Source organism: Lacimicrobium alkaliphilum (assembly GCF_002591895.1).
Taxonomy (GTDB): domain Bacteria; phylum Pseudomonadota; class Gammaproteobacteria; order Enterobacterales; family Alteromonadaceae; genus Lacimicrobium; species Lacimicrobium alkaliphilum.
The window spans coordinates 39,498-58,115 of sequence record NZ_NISX01000008.1 but is presented as its reverse complement, the minus strand read 5'-3'; the positions used below and the strand labels follow the sequence as shown (position 1 = coordinate 58,115).

General features: G+C 50.5%; 21 protein-coding genes and 1 pseudogene. 14 read left to right on the top strand and 8 right to left on the bottom strand.

What is annotated here, in order from left to right; translation table 11 throughout:
- Positions 1-289: 289 nt before the first annotated feature.
- Positions 290-499 (bottom strand): hypothetical protein, encoded by a 210-nt coding sequence (locus CDA54_RS09320; protein WP_099034734.1) that lies wholly within the window; start codon positions 497-499, stop codon positions 290-292.
- Positions 500-540: 41 nt separating this feature from the next.
- Between CDA54_RS09320 and CDA54_RS19945 the strand changes: the two genes are divergently transcribed.
- From CDA54_RS19945 to CDA54_RS09305, 4 genes are all read left to right on the top strand, one after another.
- Positions 541-669, top strand: a complete 129-nt coding sequence (locus CDA54_RS19945) for a hypothetical protein (protein ID WP_268235305.1) — start codon at positions 541-543, stop codon at positions 667-669.
- A gap of 241 nt (positions 670-910) precedes the next feature.
- Positions 911-2,344, top strand: coding sequence for a HAMP domain-containing sensor histidine kinase (locus CDA54_RS09315; protein ID WP_099034733.1), 1,434 nt, complete (start codon positions 911-913; stop codon positions 2,342-2,344).
- Positions 2,337-2,912 (top strand): hypothetical protein, encoded by a 576-nt coding sequence (locus CDA54_RS09310; protein WP_143452279.1) that lies wholly within the window; start codon positions 2,337-2,339, stop codon positions 2,910-2,912. Before CDA54_RS09315 ends, CDA54_RS09310 begins: the two co-directional genes overlap by 8 nt.
- Positions 2,902-4,263 (top strand): sigma 54-interacting transcriptional regulator, encoded by a 1,362-nt coding sequence (locus CDA54_RS09305; RefSeq protein ID WP_099034731.1) that lies wholly within the window; start codon positions 2,902-2,904, stop codon positions 4,261-4,263. Before CDA54_RS09310 ends, CDA54_RS09305 begins: the two co-directional genes overlap by 11 nt.
- A 479-nt stretch (positions 4,264-4,742) precedes the next feature.
- Here CDA54_RS09305 and ftsX read toward each other — a convergent pair whose 3' ends face one another.
- From ftsX to ftsY, 3 genes are read right to left on the bottom strand one after another with little or no spacing between them, the layout of a single operon-like run.
- Positions 4,743-5,723 (bottom strand): permease-like cell division protein FtsX, encoded by a 981-nt coding sequence (gene ftsX / locus CDA54_RS09300; protein ID WP_099034730.1) that lies wholly within the window; start codon positions 5,721-5,723, stop codon positions 4,743-4,745.
- The gene (gene ftsE, locus CDA54_RS09295; RefSeq protein WP_099034729.1) at positions 5,707-6,399 is read right to left on the bottom strand and encodes a cell division ATP-binding protein FtsE; all 693 of its coding nucleotides are present in this window, start codon (positions 6,397-6,399) and stop codon (positions 5,707-5,709) included. Before ftsE ends, ftsX begins: the two co-directional genes overlap by 17 nt.
- The gene (gene ftsY / locus CDA54_RS09290; protein ID WP_099034728.1) at positions 6,399-7,718 is read right to left on the bottom strand and encodes a signal recognition particle-docking protein FtsY; all 1,320 of its coding nucleotides are present in this window, start codon (positions 7,716-7,718) and stop codon (positions 6,399-6,401) included. Before ftsY ends, ftsE begins: the two co-directional genes overlap by 1 nt.
- 86 nt (positions 7,719-7,804) lie before the next feature.
- Here ftsY and rsmD point away from each other — a divergent pair, with 86 nt between their 5' ends.
- Positions 7,805-8,410, top strand: a complete 606-nt coding sequence (rsmD, locus tag CDA54_RS09285; protein WP_099034727.1) for a 16S rRNA (guanine(966)-N(2))-methyltransferase RsmD — start codon at positions 7,805-7,807, stop codon at positions 8,408-8,410.
- Positions 8,403-8,774: a diacylglycerol kinase gene (locus tag CDA54_RS09280; RefSeq protein WP_099034726.1), complete on the top strand. Its 372-nt coding sequence runs from the start codon at positions 8,403-8,405 to the stop codon at positions 8,772-8,774. The genes rsmD and CDA54_RS09280 overlap by 8 nt, the downstream gene beginning before the upstream one ends.
- Positions 8,775-8,798: 24 nt before the next feature.
- On the opposite strand, the gene CDA54_RS09275 is transcribed toward CDA54_RS09280, so the two are convergent.
- A complete protein-coding gene (locus tag CDA54_RS09275) occupies positions 8,799-9,377 on the bottom strand; it encodes a YjaG family protein (protein WP_099034725.1) in 579 nt (192 codons plus the stop codon).
- A 35-nt stretch (positions 9,378-9,412) separates the two neighbouring features.
- Positions 9,413-9,673 (bottom strand): annotated as a pseudogene (locus tag CDA54_RS09270) (MarC family protein); the annotation flags it as partial.
- A 172-nt stretch (positions 9,674-9,845) separates the two neighbouring features.
- Here CDA54_RS09270 and CDA54_RS09265 point away from each other — a divergent pair.
- Positions 9,846-10,028 carry a helix-turn-helix domain-containing protein gene (locus CDA54_RS09265; RefSeq protein ID WP_099034723.1) on the top strand — a complete coding sequence of 61 codons (183 nt, stop codon included), beginning with the start codon at positions 9,846-9,848 and terminating at the stop codon, positions 10,026-10,028.
- A 71-nt stretch (positions 10,029-10,099) separates the two neighbouring features.
- On the opposite strand, the gene pepB is transcribed toward CDA54_RS09265, so the two are convergent.
- Positions 10,100-11,389, bottom strand: coding sequence for an aminopeptidase PepB (pepB, locus tag CDA54_RS09260; protein WP_099034722.1), 1,290 nt, complete (start codon positions 11,387-11,389; stop codon positions 10,100-10,102).
- 156 nt (positions 11,390-11,545) lie between these two features.
- Here pepB and sfsA point away from each other — a divergent pair, with 156 nt between their 5' ends.
- The 7 genes from sfsA to panC all read left to right on the top strand — a co-directional run bounded on the left by sfsA (position 11,546) and on the right by panC (position 17,741).
- Positions 11,546-12,250 carry a DNA/RNA nuclease SfsA gene (gene sfsA, locus CDA54_RS09255; protein WP_099034721.1) on the top strand — a complete coding sequence of 235 codons (705 nt, stop codon included), beginning with the start codon at positions 11,546-11,548 and terminating at the stop codon, positions 12,248-12,250.
- A gap of 295 nt (positions 12,251-12,545) precedes the next feature.
- Positions 12,546-12,995 carry an RNA polymerase-binding protein DksA gene (gene dksA / locus CDA54_RS09250; RefSeq protein ID WP_099034836.1) on the top strand — a complete coding sequence of 150 codons (450 nt, stop codon included), beginning with the start codon at positions 12,546-12,548 and terminating at the stop codon, positions 12,993-12,995.
- Between the two features lie 99 nt (positions 12,996-13,094).
- Entirely contained in the window at positions 13,095-13,973 is an 879-nt protein-coding gene (gene gluQRS / locus CDA54_RS09245) for a tRNA glutamyl-Q(34) synthetase GluQRS (RefSeq protein ID WP_099034720.1), read from the top strand.
- Positions 13,974-14,175: 202 nt separating this feature from the next.
- The gene (gene pcnB, locus CDA54_RS09235; RefSeq protein WP_099034718.1) at positions 14,176-15,465 is read left to right on the top strand and encodes a polynucleotide adenylyltransferase PcnB; all 1,290 of its coding nucleotides are present in this window, start codon (positions 14,176-14,178) and stop codon (positions 15,463-15,465) included.
- On the top strand, positions 15,462-15,983 hold the full coding sequence (gene folK, locus CDA54_RS09230; protein WP_099034717.1) for a 2-amino-4-hydroxy-6-hydroxymethyldihydropteridine diphosphokinase: 522 nt from the start codon (positions 15,462-15,464) through the stop codon (positions 15,981-15,983). Before pcnB ends, folK begins: the two co-directional genes overlap by 4 nt.
- A gap of 81 nt (positions 15,984-16,064) precedes the next feature.
- The gene (gene panB / locus CDA54_RS09225) at positions 16,065-16,859 is read left to right on the top strand and encodes a 3-methyl-2-oxobutanoate hydroxymethyltransferase (RefSeq protein ID WP_099034716.1); all 795 of its coding nucleotides are present in this window, start codon (positions 16,065-16,067) and stop codon (positions 16,857-16,859) included.
- Positions 16,860-16,886: 27 nt separating this feature from the next.
- Positions 16,887-17,741 (top strand): pantoate--beta-alanine ligase, encoded by an 855-nt coding sequence (gene panC, locus CDA54_RS09220; protein ID WP_099034715.1) that lies wholly within the window; start codon positions 16,887-16,889, stop codon positions 17,739-17,741.
- 31 nt (positions 17,742-17,772) lie between these two features.
- On the opposite strand, the gene CDA54_RS09215 is transcribed toward panC, so the two are convergent.
- Entirely contained in the window at positions 17,773-18,546 is a 774-nt protein-coding gene (locus CDA54_RS09215; protein ID WP_099034714.1) for a substrate-binding periplasmic protein, read from the bottom strand.
- Positions 18,547-18,618: the final 72 nt, after the last annotated feature.

The window sequence follows — 18,618 nt, the reverse complement described above, 5'->3', positions numbered from 1 at the left end:
AAACGAAAAAAACAGGCGTTTCGACTCGCCGTAAGTAAACTGCTGAGGATCCGGTTTCTTCTTTGAAACCTGAATACACTTACTTGTTGGGAAATCGGCCTCCGGCCGGGGGAAAACTGTCGATTATCCTGAGTGAAGTAACAGAGCGCAGGGGGATGTCCTTACCCTGCTGCTCCGACGCTACTTCGCTGGTCATTCTACCTGGCTGGCATTGTGCTGCAAGCCCCATGGATGAATGTTTTGTGACGAGATCATCTACCAACGACTGCGGGGTTTCACCGCAACAACCTTATTTTTTGTCTTCTTCTGCTTGCTCTTTTTTAGCTTCTTTGGCCGCAGCAGCGATTTCCGCCTTTTTGGCTTGCAGCTCTTTCGCTATTTTTTCAGCTTTTTGCTGCGCTTCCTGTTTGGCTTCTTCTTTCGTTGCGGTGGTATCAGCTTCTGTTGCCAGAACACCAAAGCTCATTACCGCCGCGATTAACATTGCAAATTTTTTCATCACTTTCTCCTTAACTCCTGATTGTTAAGAGGAGGCCAAAGGTGAATACGTCCCTTGCCAGCCTCTTTTCCACAAGCCTGTTGAAACAGGTTGCAAGAGACAATGCGGATAACGTGCCAAACTGGCAAGAGCCCGAAATGGGTAGGATCATGACGTTTTTTGCCGAATGAGAGGAGGAAATCTGTCGCAAAAAAGAGACAATGTTTGAGTCAGTCTCAATTGTGGATTGGCATGGCATCCTCAGGAATCTGTTTAATGTTATATATATCAACGCTTTGGATTATATTCCCTGGTGATTAAATGAATGTCGCAAATAGCAGACAGTAAAAGAAATATGCCAGAAAAGAGCCAATTTGCTTCAGCTGAGCAGGGGTTTTAGGGCATGATCAGCGGGTTTTGTAAGGAGCGAATGTGAAATTGTTAACTTTTTCAATCAGAAGACTCACGTTGCTCGGCTTCTCTTTGGTGGGGTTGCCTCTGGTTGTGGCGTTAGGGCTGGCTCTGGTGCGCATAGAACAGCTTTCGGTTCAGGGAACGGGTGCCATACAGCAAGTATCGAGGCTGGTTTACGTGAGTCGTCAGGTAAGCCAGTTGCTGAACAATATGGAGCGCGGCGCCAGTCAGTACCTGGTTCTCAAAGACCAGGCTCTTTGGGACAGTTATCAGCATTTACGTGAAGAATTTCGGCAGCTGGCAACTGAAATGGTGGCCAATAATAATCCCGTTATTGAACCTGCAGTGGCCAAATTACTCAGGCAGGAAGAGAGCCTGCATGAGGAATTAGCGCAGGCAGGCGCTGAGTTCCCCATCGCTCGACTGCAGCGGGGGTATAGCCAACTGAACAGTCAGAGCAATGATTTGTTTCGTCTTAACCGGCGTATTATTGATACTGAAATTGAGGCTATTGAACAAAAAGCCGATCAGTTGCGTGAGACGTTATTACAGTCTGCACTGGTGATCCCTGCTTCAATGCTGATTGCGATACTCTTTGTACGGCTGATTACCGGCCCGATTAATCAGCTTAAACCGCAGATCCGCCGCCTGGAACGAGGCGATTTTGATCGTCCGGTGACGGTTAAAGGCGCGATGGATATTGTCGAAGTCGCCGAAATCCTCGAGGCGATGCGAGAGAAACTACTGACACTGGAAAAACAGAAAACCGGTTTTATCAGGCACATATCCCATGAGCTGAAAACGCCGCTGGCGGCTATCCGTGAGGGGGCTGAGTTGCTGTATGATGGCACGACCGGAAAGCTTAATCCGGAGCAGGAAGAAGTGAGCGCTATTATCCGCAACAGCGTGGGGCGGTTGCAGCAATTGATTGAGGATCTGCTCAACTTTAATATGGTTTTAGATCATGCCAAAGCGCTGAAGCAGAGTGGTCTGTTAGGACTGGCTTTGCAAAAGGTGATAGCGGATCGTCAATTGCAGATACAAAGTAAAGCGTTGACGGTCAGGCTGCCTGAGCACGATTATCTGCTGCGGATTAATCCGGAGCAGTTGAGGGTGATCCTGGATAATCTTGTTTCCAACGCCGTGAAGTTCTCGCCATCCGAAGGAGAGATAAGCATCACCGCTGGTTTTGAAACCGATACCTGGTGGTTAAGGGTTGCCGATCAGGGGCCCGGTGTTCCGATTGATGACAGAGAACAGGTATTCGAACCATTTTTCCAAAGCAGCCAGCAACCTCAGGCTAAAGTTAAAGGAAGCGGTCTGGGGCTGACAATTACCCGGGAACTGATTGAAAAATACAAGGGAAGTATCCGTTTAAAGGAAGCGTCAGAGGGATGCTGCTTTGAGATACAATTCCCTGCGATATTGGTGGAGCAAAAAGAATATGTCTGAGAAAAGGAGTTGCAGGATTGCGGCAGCGCTTCTGATGGCGTCGTTATTTTCCGGTTGCCAGGCCCTGTCGCCACAAATCAATGCGCCAGTTGAAGATTTAGGTGCGGAGTCTGGCAAGTCAACAGAACTGAAAGTTGATAAGCATCGCAGTGGGGATATCAGGAAGGATTTTGGTCAGTATTATCTTTGGCTAAAAGAACAGCCGATCCCGGTTCTGGAACAGGAAGTGGTGAAACGACGACAGGGTAAGCAGCATGGGGATGTGACTGATATGCTGAAGCTGGTGTTATTGTACAGTTTGCCGAATTCACCGGTGAAGAACCCCCATCAGGCGAGAACTGAACTACGCCGTTTATTTAATCAGCAAAAAGTGGCGATTCCCGGTATCTTCTACGCCTTATTTGACCAGTTGACTGAAAATATCAGGTGGCAACGGCAACTGGTGGACACGTCGGAGAGTCTCGATCAGATTTTGCTTGAGAAGCAATCTTTGGAACAACAATTGCAGCAGCTCAAGCTCATTGAGCAAAATATTCTTAAGCGAGAAGTGAATAATAATGGCAACTGAACAGGAGAAGAAGCGGGTCTTGGTGGTTGACGATGATCCCAGTTTGCTGAAGTTGATCGGTATGCGATTGACCGGCGCAGGATATGAAATTCAGAGCGCCGACAATGGTAAACAGGCGTTGGGGATTCTGGAAAGTTTTAAACCCCATTTGTTAATCAGCGATCTGCGTATGCAGGGTATGGATGGGATGGCGTTATTTGCTGCAACCCGTGAGCGTAGCCCCGGTTTACCGGTGATCATTCTGACTGCCCATGGGACCATTCCTGATGCCATCGAAGCCACTAAAAAAGGGGTGTTTTCCTATCTGACCAAGCCTTTTGACAGTCAGCAATTACTCAGCACTGTGACTGATGCGATTCGCCTGCACCCCGTGGTGGAGGAAGATCAGCAACACAAAGATGCTGGCAACTGGCGCAGCGCCATTATCAGTCGCAGTAACAAGATGGAAGAGTTGCTTCAGCAGGCCCGACAGGTTGCTGACAGTGACGTCAGTTTGCTGATTCATAGTCAGAGCGGCACGGGTAAGGAGCTGCTGGCGAACGCGATTCATCAGGTCAGTGAGCGGTGTGATGCGCCATTTGTGCCGGTAAATTGCGCGGCGATTCCTGAGACTTTGTTTGAATCAGAACTATTTGGTCATGTTAAAGGCGCGTTTACCGGAGCCAACCGGGAGCATGTGGGGCTGTTTCAGTCAGCTAATGGCGGTACGTTGTTTCTGGATGAAATCGGAGATATGCCGCTTAACTTTCAGGTTAAGTTGTTACGTGCCTTGCAGGAGCGTGAAGTGCGCCCGGTTGGAGCGACCCAGTCAGTGCCCATCGATGTAAGAATTATCAGTGCTACCCACAGAGATCTGGAGCAGGCGATTACCGAGGGACAGTTCCGGGAAGATTTGTATTACCGTCTTAACGTGGTGGAGCTGCGGTTACCACCTCTGGCCGACAGAAGGGATGATATTCCGCTGTTGGTGAACCACTTTTTAAATCAGGTACTTGCCCGGAGCAAGAAAAAGGTTACCGGTTTTTCCGATGAGGCAATGGAAATTCTGATTTCTGCCCCCTGGCCCGGGAATGTCAGACAACTGCAGAATGTGGTGGAGCAAACGATTGCCCTGTGCAATGGCCCGCTTATTCCTGTTGAACTGGTGCAAAAAGCGCTGCGTGATAAGCCCAGCTCGTTGCCGACGTTTGCCCGTGCAAGAGATGAATTTGAACGCCGTTATCTGGCTGATTTACTGAAAGCCACAGAGGGGAATGTTACTCAGGCTGCACGGATCGCAGGTCGTAATCGCACTGAATTCTACAAGTTGCTGGATAAGCACCATCTGACCCCGGACGCGTTCAGGGAGTAAGTTTTCAGTTTGGTAGCCCGGCACCATCGAGGGTTGTAGGTCGTGGCTTTAGCCCGACAACTGAGCAACCCGAGGTGCTCGATATACCCGTATGCAGCGCATCGGAATACGGGAGAACTTCGCCTGATTCTGGTCATGCCCGAATGTTGTTGTCGGGCATCCAGCAGCCTTTGAATATGCAACTGCGTCCCCATCAGCATTGAGTAACCAAAGGTGCTGGACAGGCCCAGCGTCCTTTGAGAAAGATAAAGCTAACCACAGAGGCACGGAGAACACGGAGAAGAGCAATATCATGCAGGGGCCGATTTATTGGCCTGGTCTAAAAGTGCTTGACCACGAAAGGCACGAAAAGACACGAATAAATGCCAGTCGCACCGTCATCCTCACGAAAGTCAGGATCTCTTACCCCCAAGCCTCTGTGATCTCTGTGTCTCTGTGGTGACATTTCCTTTTACGGAATCTGATCGCGCAATCAGAAATTACTTCGGTTCTATGGCACGAATATGTTTATGCACGGAAAGCAGTGAACCCGCCAGGCCGAGGAACACTGACAACCCGAGCATGCCGAGTAATGACTCTCCTTGTAGCCCGGTCAGTTCAAACTGGGTCTGATACAACTGAGTGACCCGACCAATGCTGTCACTCATCCACCATAACAGTAGCCAGGTGGTGAACCAGGCCAATAACCCACCCAACAGACCGTACCAGAACCCGGTGTACATAAAGGGGCGCTGGATAAAGGCATCGGTGGCACCCACCAGTTTCAATACCAGTATTTCATCCCGCTTATTAAGAATGTTCAGCCTTATGGTGTTGCCAATAATCAGTGCGACAGCGATAAAGAGCAACATGGCTACCACACTGACCAGTTCTTTGGCGATGTCTACCAGACCATGCAGTCGTTCCAGCCACTGAATGTCTAGCTGACCCAGCTCTACTTCCCGTTCTTTTTGTAGTTTTTCCAGTAACTTTCCGGCGGCGGTCGGCGAAGTGTTCTTACTGTCAGGCGTAACCAGGATCACATCCGGAAGAGGATTTTCTTCAAGGTAATTGAGCGCGTCTCCAAAGCCTGAAAGCTGCTTAAACTCATTCAGCGCTTCGGCTTTATCAATGTGCTTCAGGGACTCAACTTCGGGCCACAGACTCAGCCGTGTGGTTAACTGTCTGATATCCCCTGGTTGGGTATTCTGATGCAGAAACAAGGTAATTTCCGATGCCTGCTCCCACCCTGCACTGACCTTCTCGGTGTTTTTCAGCAGAATATACAGGGTGCTGGGCAGGGTGATGCTCAGCCCCAGTACCGCAATCGTCATCATTGAAGCCCCGGGGCTTCTCCATAATTCACCGAGACTGGCCAGCGCCTGGCGAATATGGCTGATAAAAAACATCAGCAGGCGCTGCACAGATGAAATGCGGGTACGCTGGGCTCCCTGATCGCGACCTTTAAACAGCAGGCTCATCGTACCAATCCTCGGTTAAACCATCGGTGATCATCTGGCCTTTTTTCAGCGTCAGTGTCCGGTATCGCATTCTCGCGATCAGGCCCAGATCGTGGGTGGCGATCAGTACCGCCACGCCGGCCTGATTGAAGTCCTCAAATAAACGGATAATCTCCATCGACAATTTGGGATCCAGGTTCCCGGTGGGCTCATCAGCCAACAGCAATGGAGGCTTGTTGATGACGGCACGAGCGATGCCGACCCGTTGCTGTTCTCCGCCGGAAAGTGTTACAGGCAGGCTACGGCTTTTGTCAGTTAATCCCACACGATCCAACACCGCGCCGACCCGTTTGCTGATTTCCCGGTGCGAATAGCCTTCAATAATTAATGGCAGTGAGACATTATCAAATACACTTCTGTCCATCAGCAGTTGATGGCTCTGGAATATCATACCGATATCGCGGCGAATATAGGGTATCTGGCGGCTGTGGATATGATTCAGATCATGGCCATTGATCAGTACCTTTCCGACAGTCGGGCGCTCCATAATACTGATGAGCTTGAGCAGAGTACTTTTCCCCGCCCCGGAATGACCGGTAAGAAACGCCATTTCGCCCGGTGCGATATGAAAACTCACCTGGCGGAGGGCTTGTTGTCCTCCGGGATAGGTTTTACTCACCCCTTCAAAACGTATCATCAGTCGCTGACATCCTGTTGCTTTTCACTGAACAGCGCATCCACAAACTCTTTGCCGTTAAAGGGGCGCAGATCGTCAATTCCTTCACCGACACCGATATAACGGATAGGCAAACCGAATTGATCGGCAAGGGCGAAAATCACGCCCCCTTTGGCCGTGCCGTCCAGTTTAGTCAGCGTCAGGCCGGTGACATTGACTGCCTGATTAAACAGTCGCGTCTGGCTGATGGCATTCTGACCGGTACCGGCATCCAGGGTCAGCATTACCTCATGGGGCGCGTCCGGGTCGAGCTTCTTCATCACCCGCACAATTTTTATCAGCTCTTCCATCAGATTGTCTTTATTCTGCAAGCGCCCGGCAGTGTCGGCGATCAGAATATCGGTATTCCTGGCTTGTGCGGACTGCAGAGCATCGAAAATCACAGAGGCACTGTCGGCGCCGGTATGCTGGGCAATAACCGGGATACTATTACGTTCACCCCAGGTCTGAAGTTGTTCTACTGCGGCTGCCCTGAAGGTATCGCCGGCAGCCAGCATGACGCTTTTTCCGGCCTGTTGAAATTGCTTGGCAAGCTTGCCTATGGTGGTTGTTTTGCCCACGCCGTTAACGCCCACCATCAGGATGACGTAAGGCCCTGATTTGGTCTCAGGCTGCAACGGACCGCTTGCACCGGCGAGGATTTCTGTCAATTGCTGCTTTAGCAGTTCCAGTAATGCATCGCCGTCTTTCAGGGCTTTACGATCGGCACTTTCGGTTAGATTATTGATAATTTTAGCCGTTGTATTGATCCCCACATCGGCCACCAGTAACTGGGTCTCCAGTTCTTCAAACAGTTCATCGTCGATTTTTTTACCGCTGAACAGCCCCACGATACCAGAACCAAGATTTGAACGGGTACGGGTCAGACTCTGCTTCAGGCGGCTGAAAAAACCGGCTTTACTGTTTTGCTCTGGCTCTGGCTCTGGCTCTGGCTCTGGCTCTGGCTCTGGCTCTGGCTCTGTTTCCAGCACAGATTCTGGTTCCGTCTCCGGATCTGGCTGGGTTTCTATCTCAGGTGCAGGTTCCGTCTCCGGTTCTGAGGGTATTTCTGTCACCGGCTCAGAGGCCGCAACCTTATCGACAACGGATTGTGTATCAGAATCGGATTGAGACGTTTGAGATGGGTGTTCTAAAGGTTCCACCTCACTGGAGGATTCCCGGGAATCCTCCTGTTCATGCTGTTCAGAAGGTTGCTGAGTTGTCGGATCTTTATCTTGCGACTCTGATTCTTCTTGCTTAGCGGATTTATCTTTATTGAACCAGCCAAAAAACTTAGACATGGGCGGTGAGAATCCTTTGAAAATCGTTGGGTTATCGGCAGGGGCCGATTAGACTATGGCAATCATAGCATTTCTTGAATTGACAAATGAAGCGAGCTGTAAAAACCCGGACTAAGGCGCAGGGACAGATCCGTATTATTGCCGGTCGTTGGCGTGGTCGGAAATTACCCGTGCTGGATCTACAGGGGTTGCGTCCCACTACCGACAGAAACAAAGAAACCTTGTTTAACTGGCTCGCCCCCTATGTGGCTGAGCGATGCTGTCTGGATGCATTTGCCGGCTCAGGAGGGCTGGGTTTGGAGGCGTTGTCCCGCCACGCCACCCGTGTTGATTTTATTGAGCAGGACAAGGGTGCTGTCAGAATGTTGCGTGAGAATACCCGCAGACTGGAGCTTACGCCTGAGCAGGCGCAGGTTCATCAGGGGGAAATGCTGAATACCCTGAGCAGGCTAAGCGGTCCATTTTCACTGGTGTTTCTTGACCCACCTTTTAATAAAGGCCTGTTGCAGCAAGCCGTAAACGCTCTGGAACAATCTGAAAAGCTGACTGAAGATGCCTTGATCTATCTGGAGATGGAGAAAGGTACGCAGTTGGCTGTACCCGCACAATGGCAGTTATTAAAACACAAACAAAGTGGTCAGGTGGACTACAGACTTTACCAGTCAGGCGTCCAGGGTAAGGCGGATGCATAAGCCCAATGGCACGGGACCAATGCGGATTATACGGGCGGCAAGATGCTCCTGGCAGGGCATTCGCTTTGCTTTTTTGCACGAATCGGCGTTCCGGCAGGAACTGATTTTATGCCTGGTGCTGATGCCGTTGGCTTTCTGGCTTACCGCCAATCCGGTAGAGCGGCTGATGCTGATTTTGCCGCTGATCCTGCTATTGGTGGTGGAGTGCCTTAACAGCGCCATTGAAGCGGCGGTGGATCGTATCGGCACAGAGCGTCACCCGCTCTCTGGCCACGCCAAGGACCTTGGCTCAGCTGCGGTGTTTTTCTGTATGCTGATCAATCTGCTCAGTTGGCTGGTAATTGGCTTGCCGAAAATACTCTGATGTCCCAGGGGGCAGTAAAGCGGTTCAGGAGATTTCCAGGCCAATATTGGTAATGCCCTCGGCGATGGCCATTTGCCGCAGCGCTTTGATACATTCCTTGTTTCTTTTTGCCTTGTCTATGCTGTCCAGCAGATCCTGCTGGAATTCAATCTCCAATTGCATCAACGGATGAGATTTAATCTCCTCAGAGCTCAGCTGTGATTCGCTGGTGGCATCAATATAGGCCTCGACCGAACCCTGGGACAGCTTGCTGACTACCACTGCACCCTGGGGATCCTCATCCATCATCAGTAATAACAAAGAGGCCAGAGAAATGCCCACATCGATAGCCGGGTAAACGCCATAGCTGTCAAAGTCAGCCGCATCGGGTATGGCCAGCTCGGTTTTCTCCAGTTGCACATCCAGGTTGATGCGCGCTTTGGGGTTGGCTAACCAGTCCCAGATGGCGTCGAGGGTATTGCGATATTGACTCGGATCTGAAAAGCCGGTGAGTTCACAGAATAACTGGTAATTGGGCAGGCTGCGTTCTGTTAACGTGGCAGCAAAGGCTACCGCCTGCCAGCCATCAAGTTGTCTTACTCTGGCAAATGTACTGAGTTTCATAAACTATGCTCCAGATAACTGGAAATTCCATCTAACAACATCTGAATGGCAATCAGAAATAAAATAATTCCGCCCGCGATACTGACTGTCTCCTGACGGACATTCAGGAAATCCAGTACCGCCTGGCCGCTGTACAGGAACAACAACATAATACCGAGCGAGAACAACAGTTCTCTGATTAAAATAATACGCTGACGCCTGGGGTCAATACCTTTGAGTACAGACATGAAAATAGAGAGATTACCCAGCGGATCCATAATAAAAAATAGCATGATGGCGGCAGACCAGGTATCCATTTCCCCCCGGGATCTTACAAATTCTTCGACCAGACTAATATTATCTGTCAAAACAAGCTAAATTTCAGTAAGTTAATTATTATTGCAGAGTGATCTACGGAGCATCTCTGCCATGTCGGGATAGTAACAGCATCCGTAATACAGGTGCTTTCGGTGCGATGAGGATATACAAATGAGTTTAATGTCAGTGGCCGAGGTGGCGCAGTACCTTGGTGTACAGGAAATCCGGGTAGAACGGCTGGAGCGAGAAAGCTTGTTGATCAGTAAAGATAAAGATGCAGAGGGCAAGCCAATGTTTGAAAAAGCCGATGTGGAAAAATATAAGGAGTTTGCTGAGCGTCTCGGTGGTATCTGAATAATAATGGGCAGGCAACCTTGCTCTGCCCAACAAATCAAACCTGAGATAAAAAGGGGCGGGGCCCCTTGTCAGCTTTCCTCAAGCAAGGTTTTGGCGATGGTGCGAATACCCTGTGCGGTAGCCCCTGCGGGCATGGTGGACGTAGCGGTACCATTAAAGGCCGCGGCCAGATCCATATGCAGCCAGCCTTTTCCTTCTGGTGGGGCAAAGCGGGCTAAAAAGCCTGCGGCATTAGATGCACCGCCAGCGCCACCCCCTTTCATTGGCCGGCTGTTGGCTGTATCAGCATAGGGGGATGGGCACATTTCCTGATGCCATGGTTCAAGGGGTAACGGCCAGGCCGGTTCGTTTTCGCTGGTGGCATGAGCATATACTTTCTCCTGCAACCCTTTATCCATGCTGAACAAGGCATTATATTCATTACCCAGGGCCATTACCGCGGCGCCGGTCAGAGTGGCGGCATCCATAATCAGCGGGGCCCCGGTTTCTGTCGCAGCCATCAGGCCGTCTGCCAGTACCAGGCGACCTTCAGCGTCAGTGTTAACCACTTCTACAGTAACGCCGTTTTTATAGGTAATAATATCCCCGAGCTTGTAGGCATGACCGCTGATCAGGTTTTCTGCACAACATAAGAAGAGTCTGACCCGCTTATTCAGGCCCTGCATTATGGCCAGCCCCAATCCACCGGTTACGGTGGCTGCACCACCCATATCACACTTCATGGTGAGCATGCCTTCGCTGCTCTTAATGCTGTAACCACCACTATCAAAGGTGATGCCTTTGCCTACCAGTGCGGCATCGACTGGCGCATCCGAATTTTTGCCCGGGTTATAATCCAGTTCCAGCAGCACCGGCGGTCGTTCGCTGCCACGACCCACATGATAAATTCCGGCCCAGCCCGCTTCGATCAGCGCTTCACCGGTAATGGTTCTGGCAGTAATGGCATCGCCGGCTAACTCGCGCAACCAGTCAGTCACTTCACTGGCGAGCTTTTGTGGCGAGATATCTTCCGGAGTCCGGTTAATCAGGTTGCGGGTAAATAACATGGCCTGATATTGCTGTTGTAATCTGGTCTTGTGTTTATCTTCACACCAATGGATAGCCTGCTGCTTTTTTACCGTGGTAAAAGCCTGAGCGAAGGCCCATTGTTGCTCAGGGTGCCATTGGCCCTGCAACTGAAGTGTGTCCACAGACAAAGACTCAAGCAGACGCGCGGCTTTCTTGATATTACGTAGGTACAAATCCCTGTTATCGGGCAGGTGGATCCTGGCCTGCCCCGCGTCGAAACTCAGCGGCGCATTGTTGCCCCAGTGCTTTTCTGCTTGTTCGGTGCTAAGGCTAACCTGCAGTAATGACATGTATTTCTCCGAAAATCTTAAATTTTGCACAATCAAATTAGTACATTTTGTACTCTTGCTATATCATGCGCCCCGTTTTGTAAATACCAACAGTGGTAATTAACTGTACGTACCAATATATCTGAATAATGGATTTGTGTTTAGTGAAGATGCGTTATGACGTTTAATCCACCATTGACAAGCGGCACACTGATCAAGCGTTACAAACGTTTCCTCGCCGATGTACAACTTGATGATGGTGAAGTGGTTACGGCTCACTGCGCCAACACCGGAGCGATGACCGGCTGTGCACAACCGGGGTGTCGGGTTTGGCTGTCATACCATGAAGACCCAAAACGCAAGTTGGCCTACAGCTGGCAACTGGCCGAGGACCCGTATGGGAACTGGATTGGAATCAATACCCATAATGCCAACAGATTGGTGGCAGAGGCCTGGCAGTCAGGACGGATCCCCGAGTTAGCCGGGTACCATAAGATCCGACAGGAAGTACGCTACGGTAAAGAGAAAAGCCGTATAGACTTGTTGTTATCAGATGACCAGAAGCCGGATTGTTATGTGGAAGTAAAATCTGTCACGCTGTTGGACAAAGGAATGGGCTACTTCCCGGATACAGTGACGGAGCGCGGCCGCAAACATTTGCGTGAATTGATGAAGTTGCCGGAACTGGGCCATCGTGCGGTGTTGTTGTTCTGTGTGCAACATAGCGGTATCACTCAGGTAAAAGCAGCCGGGCATATAGACAAAGAATATGCCCGTTTGCTGGACGAGGCGATTGCGTGTGGCGTTGAGGTGATTTGTTATGGTTGCCAGTTCAGCGCTGAAAAAGTTGAGTTAAATCAAGTACTCGAATTTAAGTGTTAAGATAGAGCTTGATTTTTCACTGGTAGTAGCCATATTTGGCAGTCTTTAGTTAGTGCCCGACCAGAAACGGTCTTTTGGCCCATGCTCTGTGTTGGAAGTGCTCATGTATAGCCCATACACGGCGCTCTTCCACCTTGATCATGGGCCAAAATCCAGGTTTCCAATGCGGGCACCTGTAAAATGGAAACGAGTAGCGTTCCGGGAAGCCGGAATCGAATTGCCTGGCAGGTCGCTTTCTGTTATAGATAGCCGCTTGTGCAGACGAGCCTGTAATGCTGTTTAGGAGATGTGGCTGATGCCAACAGAAATTTCACAAAAGTCACTAGGTTTACTGGCCCTTGCCGGCTTGTCTCCCTATCAGGAGAAAGACGGCGAAGAATACATGAACGATGCGCAGCTTGAGCATTTTCGTAAGCTGCTTAAGGCCTGGCGTGATCAGTTACGCGCTGAGGTGGACCGAACGGTGCATCATATGCAGGACGAAGCGGCCAACTTTCCCGATCCTGTTGACCGTGCAGCGCAGGAAGAAGAGTTCAGCCTGGAACTGCGCACCCGGGATCGTGAACGTAAACTGATCAAGAAAATTGAGAAAACTCTCAAACGGATTGATGAAGATGATTTCGGTTTTTGCGATTCCTGCGGTATAGAAATTGGTGTACGTCGTCTTGAAGCCAGGCCAACAGCGGACATGTGTATCGACTGCAAAACCATGGCTGAAATTAAAGAAAAGCAAATGCAGGGCTGATGCCCCGGCATCTTTGCCCGGCTGAACATGCTGAACGATAAAACTGACGTTTTTCGTTCAGTATGGTGTTGCAGCTGATACAAGCACCACCCTCACACCATGACATATACCGGCCGTTTTGCTCCTTCCCCTTCAGGCCCATTGCACTTTGGCTCACTGGTGGCTGCCCTGGGCAGTTATTTGCAGGCAAAAAGCCAGCATGGCAAGTGGCTGGTGCGTATTGAAGATATTGATCCTCCCCGCGAACAACCCGGTGCGACACGCGAAATCCTTTCAACATTGCAGGCTCACGGTCTGGAATGGGACGCGGATGTCAGTTATCAAAGCCACTTTAGTCATTACTATGATGAAATACTGCAGTATCTGAGCGAGCACAGCCTCAGTTATAACTGTAATTGTACCCGGGCACAGATTAAAGCTATCGGTGGGCGTTATCAGGGGCATTGCCGTGACAGACAACATCATCCGGCTGGCTGCGCATTGCGCTTTCGTAATTGTCACCCTGTTTACCAGTTTCAGGACCAGCATCTGGGTCTGATTGAGGTGGACAGAGCGACGGCTGAGGAGGATTTTATTGTGCGGCGTAAAGACCGGCTTTATGCGTATCAACTGGCCGTGGTAGCCGATGACATTCGCCAGGGGATTACAGAAGTGGTACGTGGAGCGGATTTACTTGATACAACGACCAGCCAGATAGCGCTTTATCGTGCGCTGGGGGCAGTGCCACCTCGCTGGTTGCACCTTCCGGTGGCGGCAGCACGGGCCGGGTTTAAACTGAGTAAACAGAACCATGCGCCTGCCATTGACAATAACCTGGCAGTGGATAATTTGCGCCAGGCATTGGTATTTCTGGGGTTGCCTGGGCAACAAGTGGGCGGTTTTGATCGCGTTGATCCATTGTTGCAGTGGGCTGCTGGTCAATGGTCTGTGGCGCAACTGCCTTCGGCAAGAGAAGTACTCTGGCTGCCGTCAGATTAATGTGCTGCAGTCAAAAAGCCTATATCGCTGGCCGATAAGCGGTTATTCGGTATATCATAGCGGCCATTTTTTGGTCTTGGTGTAATACCAGATTGGTATCAGTTGAGGAGACAAGGTTATCATTTCCCGGGTAATCAACAGGGTAAAACAGGCTTTTGCCGGCGACACACAGGATAAACAGAGCAAACTTGAGCCCAGGATCATTCCGCGCTCTGATCACGGTGTTTCCCGTAAGGATATCAGTGACAATGCCCTAAAGGTGCTTTATCGCTTGCACAATGCGGGCTATCAGGCGTATCTGGTGGGAGGCTGTGTACGGGATCTGCTGCTTGGTTTGCATCCCAAAGATTTTGATGTGGCTACTGACGCCGAACCTGAGCAAATCAAGGCATTGTTTCGGAATTGCCGCCTGATCGGTCGCCGGTTCCGGTTAGCGCATATTGTGTTTGGTCGCGATGTTATCGAGGTGGCAACATTTCGCGGGCATCACGACAGCGAAGAGCCTGGCTCCAGCGACAAACTGAGTCGTCGGTCAGATGAAGGATTGTTATTGCGTGACAATGTATTTGGCAGTATAGAAGAAGATGCTGAACGACGGGATTTCACCGCTAATGCGATGTATTACAATATCGCTGATTTCAGTATTACCGATTTTGCCAACGGGATGCAGTCACTTAAAGAACGTAAACTGCACCTGATTGGGGATCCGGAAACCCGTTATCGTGAAGATCCGGTAAGGATGTTACGGGCAGTGCGTTTTGCCGCCAAACTGGACATGCAAATCTCTGCTGAAGCCGGAGATATTATACCCAGCCTGGCGCCGTTGTTAGCAAATATCCCTCCTGCCAGACTGTTCGAAGAAGTGCTGAAGCTATTTCTTGCGGGGCGTGCCGAGCAGACCTTTGATCTGCTCCGCGAGTATGCGCTGTTCGGACAACTGTTTCCGTTGGTTGAACCGATGCTCAAAGTGGCTGACAGCAAAGAACAGTTGTTTGTACGTCAGGTGCTGATCAATACCGATCACCGTATTAATAATGACCAGCGGGTTACGCCGGCTTTCATCTATGCGGCCATGCTCTGGTATCCACTGGAACAGCGTTTTAATGAACTGACGGCGGAAAGTGGTCTGAGTCCTCACGATGCCTTCAATCTGGCTATCAACGATGTATTACAGGCGCAGCAAAAGCGCATTATGATCCCTAAGCGTTTCAGTATGCCAATTCGCGATATCTGGGTATTGCAGCAGCGCCTGCCCAAACGCTTTGGTCGGCGGGCATTCCAGCTTCTGGAGCACCCGAAGTTCCGCGCCGGTTACGATTTCCTGTTGCTACGGGCCAGCGTTGAAGGGGGAGAGCTTGAAGAGCTGGGCAAGTGGTGGACAGACTTTCAGGATGCTGGTGGCGATGAGCGCAGTACTATGCTGGCGCAGATTAAAGGTTCCGCCAAAGGCAAAGGTCGCCGCCGCCCGCGGAAACGGAAGCCTCAGCAGTGACGGTAGCTTATGTGGGGCTTGGCAGTAATCTTGCCGACCCCCGGCAGCAGCTTCTTGCCGCGCTCAGGGCACTGCATCAGTCTGAGGAAATCAGGTTGTTGGGCTGTTCTTCATTTTATCAGAGTGTGCCTATGGGCCCTCAGGACCAGCCTGATTTTATCAATGCCGTGGCACAGTTGGATACAGTGTTACCCGCCCATGATTTACTCGATCTGATGCAATCTATAGAACAGCAGCAAGGCCGTCAGAGAAAAGCCGAGCGTTGGGGTGCACGCACTCTGGATCTGGATTTGTTGCTGTTTGGTTCTCAGCAAATTGATACCACGCGTCTCAGGGTGCCTCATTATGGTCTGGCTGAGCGTGAATTTGTGCTATACCCCTTATCTGAACTGAGCCCGGATCTGGTTCTGCCGGATGGTACAACACTCAATGCCTTGCTCCGTCAATGTGACGCCAAAGGACTCACAGTAGTATTCAATAGGGCGGATATATGGAAATCCGTAACAGGATCCGTATAGTAGGCCGTTTTCAGTGGGCCGCGCAGCAGAGTGATGACCGGTCTGACTACTGAGAGTTAACGCTCAACCTTGGGGTATATGATGAAAAAAGTCACGATCTCTACCTTGATTAAGATGAAGCAACAGGGTGAGCGAATTAGTGTGATCACCGCCTATGATGCCAGTTTTGCCAAACTCTTTGATGAGCAGGGAATGGACGCCATACTGATTGGCGACTCGTTAGGCATGGTGCTGATGGGAGAGGATGATACTTTGCCGGTGACCACCGCGCAGATGGCTTACCATACCCGTTCTGTCAGAAAGGGTACGCAGCGTGCTTTTGTGATTGCTGATATGCCCTTTATGTCCTACGCCACAGTAGAGCAAAGCTATGCCAATGCCACTCAGTTGATGGCGGCAGGTGCCAGTATGGTTAAAATGGAAGGAGGTGACTGGTTACTGGATAGTGTGCGCGGTCTGACCGATCGCGGTATCCCGGTCTGTGGCCACTTGGGGCTGACCCCGCAGTCAGTGCACAAGCTTGGCGGCTTCAGAGTGCAGGGGCGGGAGCAACAGCAGGCGGAGGAACTGGTTAATCAGGCGGTGGCGCTGGAAAATGCCGGTGCGCTGATGCTGGTGCTCGAATGTGTTCCCTCGGTACTGGCTAATCGTATAACTCAATCCCTGAACATTCCGGTTATCGGCATAGGTGCCGGCCCCGGCACTGATGGTCAGGTTCTGGTGATGCACGACATGTTGGGCATCAGCGCTAATTATATGCCTAAATTTTCCAAGAACTATCTCAATGAATGTGGCGATATCCGTAAGGCGGTCAGCCTCTACATTGAAGAGGTTAAGCAGGGAAAATTTCCCACCGAAGAACACAGTTTCAGTTAGTTCGGACAGAGTACCAGGAGCTACAGCATGGAAATCATCAGCGATATTATTTCACTGCGTCAGGCCCGGCGGCGTTGGCAGATAGAAGCCAAGAGTATAGGTTTTGTGCCAACCATGGGTAACCTTCATCATGGCCATTTAAGACTGGTCAGAGAAGCCAGAGAACAATCTGATATTGTGGTGGTGTCGATTTTTGTCAATCCGTTACAATTTGGCCCGGATGAAGACCTGGCTGCCTATCCCCGTACCATGGAGCACGATTTGGCGGCCCTGGAAGCGATGGGTGTGGATATTGTCTTTACTCCCAGTGTTGAGGATATCTACCCCCGTGGACTGGAGCAGCAGACGTTTGTGGAGGTACCGGGTATTTCGTACATGATTTGTGGTGCCAGCCGACCCGGACACTTTCGTGGCGTGGCCACGATTGTCTGCAAACTGTTTAACATGGTACAGCCTAATCATGCCTATTTTGGTGACAAGGACTATCAGCAATTACAGGTGATTCGCGCCATGGTCACTGATCTGTCAATGAACCTGCATGTTCATGGTGTGCCCACGGTACGGGAAGGCGATGGTCTGGCCATGAGCTCCAGAAATAACTATCTGACGACGCCGGAACGGGAAACGGCACCAACGTTGTACCGGGTATTGAGTGATATGGCTGATGCCATTAATCTTGGGCGGCGGGACTATTCCCGGCTGATCCAGGAGAACAGACAGCGCCTGGTGGATGCCGGTTTCAAGATTGATTATCTGGAAGTGCGTGCTGCCGACAGCTTGTTACATCCGGGGCATGAAGATCTGAGATTAGTGGTTCTGGTGGCGGCGTTTCTGGGCAAAGCCCGGCTAATCGACAATATTCAGATTCAGTTAGAAGAATAATCCTGTCGGGTGCAGTGCCAGATAGCTGGTATTACTGGGCACCGACAGGGCGCGGTTTAACCTGGTAATACTGCGGATTGTCGGCGGCAAACTGGTGTATAGCGGTGCTGAACTTGCCTTCGTTAAAGGCCTTTTCTGCTATGGCTCGAAACTCTTTGATGTTCCTGGCATGGCTGGATTTTTTTGAAAGGCCGAAATAGACAATGCGATTCAGTTGGTAGCTATAAGGTTGCACTTTAATTTTTGTCTTTAATTGCGGGTCACCGGCATAGATCGCGCTGAGGTTTTCCATACTGCTGATCACGGTATCCACCCTACCCGCGAGCAAGAGTTTGTAAGCATGGTGTACATCGTTCAGAGGAATTTTCTGAAGGCTGTCATCGTTATCAAACTTGTCAAAGTAGTAAACGCCTTCACTGACGGCAATTAGCCGGTTACTGAGATCAGCATAGCTGTTAATCGACGGAGCATCTGTGCGGGTAGCAAAGATGTAAGCGGTGTCTTCCCGCATGGGTAAATGGTGCAGAAAATGGCTGCGCTCCGCACGATCCAGAATCCCTGCAATCACATCCGCCGTGCCGTTTTCGATACGTTTTATACAGTGTGAAAAGCCAGGCTCAGTGACAAACTGCAACTCCATCTCAAGCTCATCGGCAAGTTGGTCGAGCGCCGCAACATGTTCTCCCCTGGGTGGGGTCTCCAGCATCTGATAAGGAGGAAATTCGTCCAGGCAGGCAACCAGTGTATCCTGGCCGTAACTGGCAAAGGCAATAAGGGTCAATATCAGTGTTAATGAAAGACGCACCGTAACAAGCTCCGACTTGCAGACAGATATTAGCCTACCACATGTATTCCCGGAATAAATGCAGCTTATTAA

Excerpts from the sequence above, each read along its gene's own strand:
- CDA54_RS09320 (WP_099034734.1), bottom strand. The coding sequence starts at position 499 with ATGAAAAAATTTGCAATGTTAATCGCGGCGGTAATGAGCTTTGGTGTT.
- CDA54_RS09310 (WP_143452279.1), top strand. The coding sequence starts at position 2,337 with ATGTCTGAGAAAAGGAGTTGCAGGATTGCGGCAGCGCTTCTGATGGCG.
- CDA54_RS09305 (WP_099034731.1), top strand. The coding sequence starts at position 2,902 with ATGGCAACTGAACAGGAGAAGAAGCGGGTCTTGGTGGTTGACGATGAT.
- ftsX (WP_099034730.1), bottom strand. The coding sequence starts at position 5,723 with ATGAGCCTGCTGTTTAAAGGTCGCGATCAGGGAGCCCAGCGTACCCGC.
- ftsE (WP_099034729.1), bottom strand. The coding sequence starts at position 6,399 with ATGATACGTTTTGAAGGGGTGAGTAAAACCTATCCCGGAGGACAACAA.
- ftsY (WP_099034728.1), bottom strand. The coding sequence starts at position 7,718 with ATGTCTAAGTTTTTTGGCTGGTTCAATAAAGATAAATCCGCTAAGCAA.
- rsmD (WP_099034727.1), top strand. The coding sequence starts at position 7,805 with ATGAAGCGAGCTGTAAAAACCCGGACTAAGGCGCAGGGACAGATCCGT.
- CDA54_RS09280 (WP_099034726.1), top strand. The coding sequence starts at position 8,403 with ATGCATAAGCCCAATGGCACGGGACCAATGCGGATTATACGGGCGGCA.
- CDA54_RS09275 (WP_099034725.1), bottom strand. The coding sequence starts at position 9,377 with ATGAAACTCAGTACATTTGCCAGAGTAAGACAACTTGATGGCTGGCAG.
- CDA54_RS09265 (WP_099034723.1), top strand. The coding sequence starts at position 9,846 with ATGAGTTTAATGTCAGTGGCCGAGGTGGCGCAGTACCTTGGTGTACAG.
- pepB (WP_099034722.1), bottom strand. The coding sequence starts at position 11,389 with ATGTCATTACTGCAGGTTAGCCTTAGCACCGAACAAGCAGAAAAGCAC.
- sfsA (WP_099034721.1), top strand. The coding sequence starts at position 11,546 with ATGACGTTTAATCCACCATTGACAAGCGGCACACTGATCAAGCGTTAC.
- dksA (WP_099034836.1), top strand. The coding sequence starts at position 12,546 with ATGCCAACAGAAATTTCACAAAAGTCACTAGGTTTACTGGCCCTTGCC.
- gluQRS (WP_099034720.1), top strand. The coding sequence starts at position 13,095 with ATGACATATACCGGCCGTTTTGCTCCTTCCCCTTCAGGCCCATTGCAC.
- panB (WP_099034716.1), top strand. The coding sequence starts at position 16,065 with ATGAAAAAAGTCACGATCTCTACCTTGATTAAGATGAAGCAACAGGGT.
- panC (WP_099034715.1), top strand. The coding sequence starts at position 16,887 with ATGGAAATCATCAGCGATATTATTTCACTGCGTCAGGCCCGGCGGCGT.